The sequence below is a fragment of the Stieleria sp. genome, from assembly GCF_041595215.1.
In the GTDB taxonomy this organism is placed as follows: domain Bacteria; phylum Planctomycetota; class Planctomycetia; order Pirellulales; family Pirellulaceae; genus Stieleria; species Stieleria magnilauensis.
In genome coordinates this window covers 1-5,607 of record NZ_JBFHKV010000538.1, presented here as the reverse complement: position 1 = coordinate 5,607, position 5,607 = coordinate 1, and the positions used below count along the sequence as shown (strand labels likewise).

3 protein-coding genes are annotated in these 5,607 nt (G+C 59.3%); 2 read left to right on the top strand and 1 reads right to left on the bottom strand.

Features of this window, described 5'->3' with window-relative positions; translation table 11 throughout:
- A partial coding sequence (locus tag ABX749_RS19580; RefSeq protein ID WP_372897451.1) for a c-type cytochrome occupies positions 1 to 2,593 on the top strand: 2,593 nt, incomplete at its 5' end.
- 127 nt (positions 2,594 to 2,720) lie between these two features.
- Here the strand turns inward: ABX749_RS19580 and ABX749_RS19575 are convergent.
- Positions 2,721 to 3,848 carry a lactonase family protein gene (locus ABX749_RS19575; protein WP_372897450.1) on the bottom strand — a complete coding sequence of 376 codons (1,128 nt, stop codon included), beginning with the start codon at positions 3,846 to 3,848 and terminating at the stop codon, positions 2,721 to 2,723.
- 142 nt (positions 3,849 to 3,990) lie between these two features.
- Here ABX749_RS19575 and ABX749_RS19570 point away from each other — a divergent pair.
- Positions 3,991 to 5,607: alpha/beta hydrolase family protein (locus tag ABX749_RS19570; protein ID WP_372897449.1), on the top strand; the 1,617-nt coding region annotated here is incomplete at its 3' end.

Here is a 5,607-nt window from a genome sequence, read left to right as displayed (position 1 = left end):
GTATGACGCCAGCAAGGACGTCATCACGGGACTCAACATCGCCACCTCGGTCCAAGTCGGTCCGAAAGGCATCTGGGTGTTGAACCCGCCGTATTTGCTGCACTATCCCGATGCCGACGGCGATGACGTGCCCGACGGCGATCCGGAAGTCCATCTTTCGGGATTCGGGCTGCAAGACACGCATTCGGTGGCCAACAGCCTGTTGTGGGGACCGGATGGTTGGCTGCACGGTGCCAACGGCAGCACCACGGCCGGAACGGTCAGCTCACAAGTCACCAAGGGCGTTCGTTTCGAAGGCCAGTGTATTTGGCGATATCACCCCGAATCGAAAGTCTTCGAAATCTATGCCGAGGGCGGCGGCAACACGTTCAGTCTGGAGATCGATTCGTACGGACAAGTTTTTTCGGGAACCAACGGCGGTAGCAAACGCGGTTATCACTATCCGCAAGGCAGCTATTCGGACAAGAACTGGGGCAAGCACGGTCCGCTGACCAATCCCTATGCGTTCGGCTACTTCACCGGCATGCCGATGAAAGGCGACACGCGACGGTTTGCTCAAGCCTTCATGATCTATGAAGGCGGGTTGTTTTCAAAAGACTTTGACCGATCCATTGTCGCACCGAATTCGTTGCACAATCTGGTTTGGAACAGTCGTCTGATTCCGGATGGATCGACCTATCGCACCGAAGACGTCGAAAACCTGATCGAAACCGACGATCGCTGGTTTCGGCCGGTGTACGCCGGCGCCGGGCCCGACGGCGCGATCTACATCGCGGACTGGTACGACACCCGTTTGTCCCACGTCAATCCCGTCGACGATTGGCACAAGAACAGCGGACGGATCTATCGCATCCGCCCCAAGGGATCTAAGCCCGTCTACCGCTCCGGCGATCTCACCGCCCTGTCCAGCGACGACCTGATCGCCCTGTTCGACTCGCCCAACAAATGGCTCCGCCGCCGCGCCGCTTTGGTCCTCGGTTGGCGCAACGACAGCGATGCGACCGAGACGCTTGTCAAACGTGTCGACCAATCGGGGTCGCTGGAATCGCTCTGGGCACTGAATCTGATGGGGCAACTGTCGACCGAGCGGGCCGCCGATTGGTTGCGGCACGACGATCCCCACATCCGACGTTGGACCGTTCGGTTGTTGGGTGATCGGCATGAAGGCCATCGCCAGCTGGTTTCACTGGCGGAGAACGAACCCGATCTACAAGTCCGCAGCCAACTCGCCTCGACAGCCAAGCGGATCGACAGTGAGACGGGTTTGGCAATCATCGACCGCCTGACGCGACGCGACGAAGACGGAAACGACCCGCACTTGCCGCTGTTGTATTGGTGGGCGGTCGAAGCCCACGCAGATGATTGGGATGCGATCAACGCATTCTTCTCTGACGATGCGTCATGGGGCCGCCCGTTGGTGCGCCAACACATTCTTGGCCGTCTGGCCCAACGCTATGCTGCCGCCGGAACAGCCGCCGACATGGAACACTGCGACAACCTGGTCGCCCTGGCCCCGGACGACGCAACCCGCGACATCTTGTTGGTCGGGCTGACCAAAGCGTTCCAAGGCAGGTCGATCCCGGAGCTGCCCAAACGTCTCGACCGCGCGCTGTCCGCCTATCAAGAATCTCGCGGTGAATCCGGGGCGGTGCTGGCACTTCGCAGCGGTCGCGAGGGCGCCGCGGACGCCGCGATCAAATTATTGCGTGACTCCTCGACCGATCTCGGGCTGAGGATCGAACTCGCCTACGCACTCGGCGAGTTGCGTGAGCCCAAGAGTGTGGATGCCCTGTTGCGATTGGCGACGGGGCGTGAGACCAGCGAACCGGCGCTGCAACGTGTCGCGATCAGCACGTTGGCCAATTTTGACGATGTCCGAATCGCAACCGGGTTGATCGGCGCGTTCTACGGAAAAATCTCGCGCGAACATGGTCTGCGAGCCGCCGCCTGCCGAACGCTGGCCAGCCGTGCCGCCTGGGCCGATCGATTGCTCGAAGAAGTGATTCAGTGGCGGGTTCGTGTCCCCGAAGTCCCCGAAGACGTCATCCAGCGATTGCGCACCTACCAGGACCCCGCATTCATCGCCCGGGTCGAACAAGCCTTCGGCAAAGCCGTGACGGTGTCCTCGGCAGAAAAGATTGCCGAGATCGAGCGGCTGAAGGATTTGCTGAGTCATTCCGCCGGCGATCCCGACGCAGGCAAACAACACTTCATGACCAAGTGCGGGACCTGCCACAAGTTATTCGGCGAAGGAAAGACGATCGGTCCACCATTGGACGGTTACGAACGAGGCAGTTTGAAGTTCTGGTTGCCGGCGATCATCGAACCGAGTCTTGAAATCCGCGAAGGCTTTCAGTCGTACATGGCACTGACACTCGATGGCCGCGTCGTCACCGGCATGATGGCCGCCCAGGATCCCAAGACCGTGACGCTTCGCACCGCCGATGACCAGACGGTCGTGCTGGTGCGCGACGAGCTGGAAGAATTCAAAGCGATCAAGACGTCGCTGATGCCCGAACAGGTTTTCAAAGACATGACCGACCAACAGATCATCGACCTGTTCGCGTATCTGATGTTGGGCACACGAAGGTAAGAATGATTTGGCGAAGCACGGCCACCAGGCAAGGCAGGATTCAGCAACCGTTGGTGTTTAGCCTGAAGGCGATTCCCGGTCGCTGCTAGGCAGCGACCGTGGGCGGCTTAAGCCTGCACACCAACACTTAACGCTTCAGGAAACGCACGTTGACCGGTTTACCGACGGTGATTTCGCTGTCGGTCGGTGACAGGGCTCCCGATTCGCCGTCGATCTTCAGCGACACCACGTTGTCGGAATTCTGGTTGGCAACGACCACGAACTTGCCGCTCGGATCGATCCCGAACCCCCGCGGGACTTCACCCCGGGTCGATTCGTTTTCGATCCACTCGATGTCTCCGTTGGAAGCGTCGATCCGAAAGACGGCGATCGAGTTGTGCCCCCGATTGGAAACGTACGCCGCTTGGCCATTGGGGTGAACCAGACATTCGGCCGTGCTGTTACCCGGAACGGCCTGACCGCCTGGAAGCGTCGAGACGACTTTTTGAATCGATAACCTGCGTGCGGCATCTTCGTAACGCAGCAACGCAACTTCGGAGGAAAGTTCCAAGTTGGCCAGTGCGATGTTTCCCGCGGGAGCGAAACAGAAGTGGCGGGGGCCGCCTCCGGCGGGCATCTTTAGTGACCGCTGTTTCGAAGGCGTCATCGTTCCCGTTTCGGCAACCACGTCATAGATGACAATCTGGTCCATCCCGAGATCGGCGACAAAGGCTTGGGTTCCGTCGGCGCTGAAATTGATCGAGTGGGCGTGCGCCTCCTGCTGGCGACGCGGGTTCACACTGCTGCCGACATGCTGGTGAAACGAAGCAATTTCTCCCAGTGAACCGTCGTCGTTGATCGGGAACGACGCACAGCTGCCACCGCTATAGTTTGCCACGCCTAGACACTTGCCCGATGGGTGCACCGCCACATGACAGGCAGCCCCGCCACGCGTCGACCGCTGGTTGAGTTGTTTCAGTGTGCCGTCGTCACCGATGGAATACGCGACGATGCCGATGGAACTCTCGCCGGTCCAAGGCGTTTCCGAAACGGCATACAGCGTTTTGCCGTCAGGAGCAATCGCGACGAACGACGGGTTGTCCGCTTTGGCTGCCAACCGCGGTTGGGACAGTGCGCCGGTGGTCTCGTCCAGCGTCGCAACATAGATCCCTTCGCTGGATGTGTTTCCGCGTGTGTAGGTGCCGAAATAGACAAGCGTCTCGGCCGAACACATCGTGCCTGCCGACAGAAGATACAATAGGACCGCGAGTCGCATAGTGATTCTCCAGGATGAAAGATGGAGTCGCCATTGTAGCTCGCCGGCGAAGGTCGAGCAGCGGATGCGAATCATCCACCAGAGAGTCCAACGGGACGTGTTGTGTTCCGCGGGCCAACGCCGTTGACGACCGGTATTTTCAGTGAAACTCCTTGAGAACGACGAGTCCAATTCGATGCGAAACGTTGCGATCGTGATCCTTGTTGCCGTAGTCCTCGCGAAGTCGGCTGCCGCACAATCGGCTGAACCTGCCGCGACAAACAGTGATCAGCAGATCGCGGAATATTTTCGCGCCGAGACACAGAAGCTGACCGATCGAACGTTCGCCGACATCGAGACGCTGGAGGATTGGACTGGCAAACGACCCGAGTACCTTCGCCAAATGTTGGAGATGCTGGGACTGGATCCGATGCCAGCCAAGACCCCGCTGGAACCCGTCGTGACGGGCACGTTGGAGGAATCGGGAGTGATCGCCGAGCGGTTGCATTTTCAATCGATGCCGGGCCTGTACGTGACCGCCAATTTGTATCGGCCGAGTGTGCAAAACGAAAAGCTGCCGGCGATCCTGTATGTCTGCGGTCACGGCGGCGAACGGCACGAGGGCAAAAGCCTGGGCAACAAGACACATTATCAACACCACGGAGCTTGGTTCGCGCGAAACGGCTACGTTTGTCTGACCATCGACACCGTCCAATTGGGTGAAATCGAAGGCATTCACCACGGGACCTATCGTGAGAAGATGTGGTGGTGGAACAATCGCGGGTATTCGTCGGCGGGCGTCGAGGCGTTCAATTGCATTCGCTCCCTGGACTATCTGCAGTCGCGCGACGAAGTCGATGGAGATCGAATCGGCGTCACCGGGCGAAGCGGCGGCGGGGCCTATTCATGGTGGATCGCGGCGATCGACGAACGCATCACCGCGGCGGTTCCGGTGGCCGGGATCACCAGCCTGAAAAACCATGTCGTCGACGGATGTGTCGAGGGGCATTGCGATTGCATGTACATGGTCAACACTTACCGTTGGGATTTTCCGATGGTCGCCGCGTTGGTGGCGCCACGTCCGCTGTTGATCGCCAATTCCGACAAAGACCGCATCTTTCCGCTCGATGGTGTCGTGGACGTCTACGCAAAAGTGCAAAAGATTTATGACCTGTACGACGCCCGCGACAAACTGGGACTGCAAATTTCCGAAGGTCCGCACAAGGACACGCAAGAACTGCGCGTCGCCGCATTTCGATGGATGAATCGATTCCTGCGCGAGGACCAGACGTTGATCGAGATGGCCGCCGAGCCGCTGTTTGAAAAGCGTGACTTGAGAGTCTTTGAAGAGCTGCCGGAGCAACAACGTGTGACGACGATCCACGAAAGTTTTGTGCCCAAAGCGGAACCGGGCGATCTCGACGTGGACTCTCCCCAAGCGGTCCGGGCATTGATCGATCGACTGAGGCAACGAACGTTTCGCGGCTGGCCCGATTCGCCCGAACCGCTAAACGTCCACTCGAGTGCAATCGAAGGTGGACAATCGCAGGCCCATGTGATCGAGTTCACCAGTCAGTCCCCGTTCCGATTGCCGATCTATGTGCTGCAACCGGACCGAGACCCGAACGCCCCACTCGACGTCTTGATCCTGGACCAGGATGGCTGGAAGAAATGGGCGGCGGGCTTGTCCGTGTTGTTTCCCGATCATGTTCTCGGCGTGAAACCCGACCCGGAAGTCGCGGCGGCACTGCAGCGGATGACCGGGGACCGCAACACGGCT

Bases quoted from the DNA above. Each gene is read 5' to 3' on its own strand.
- ABX749_RS19575 (WP_372897450.1), bottom strand. From the start codon at position 3,848: ATGCGACTCGCGGTCCTATTGTATCTTCTGTCGGCAGGCACGATGTGT.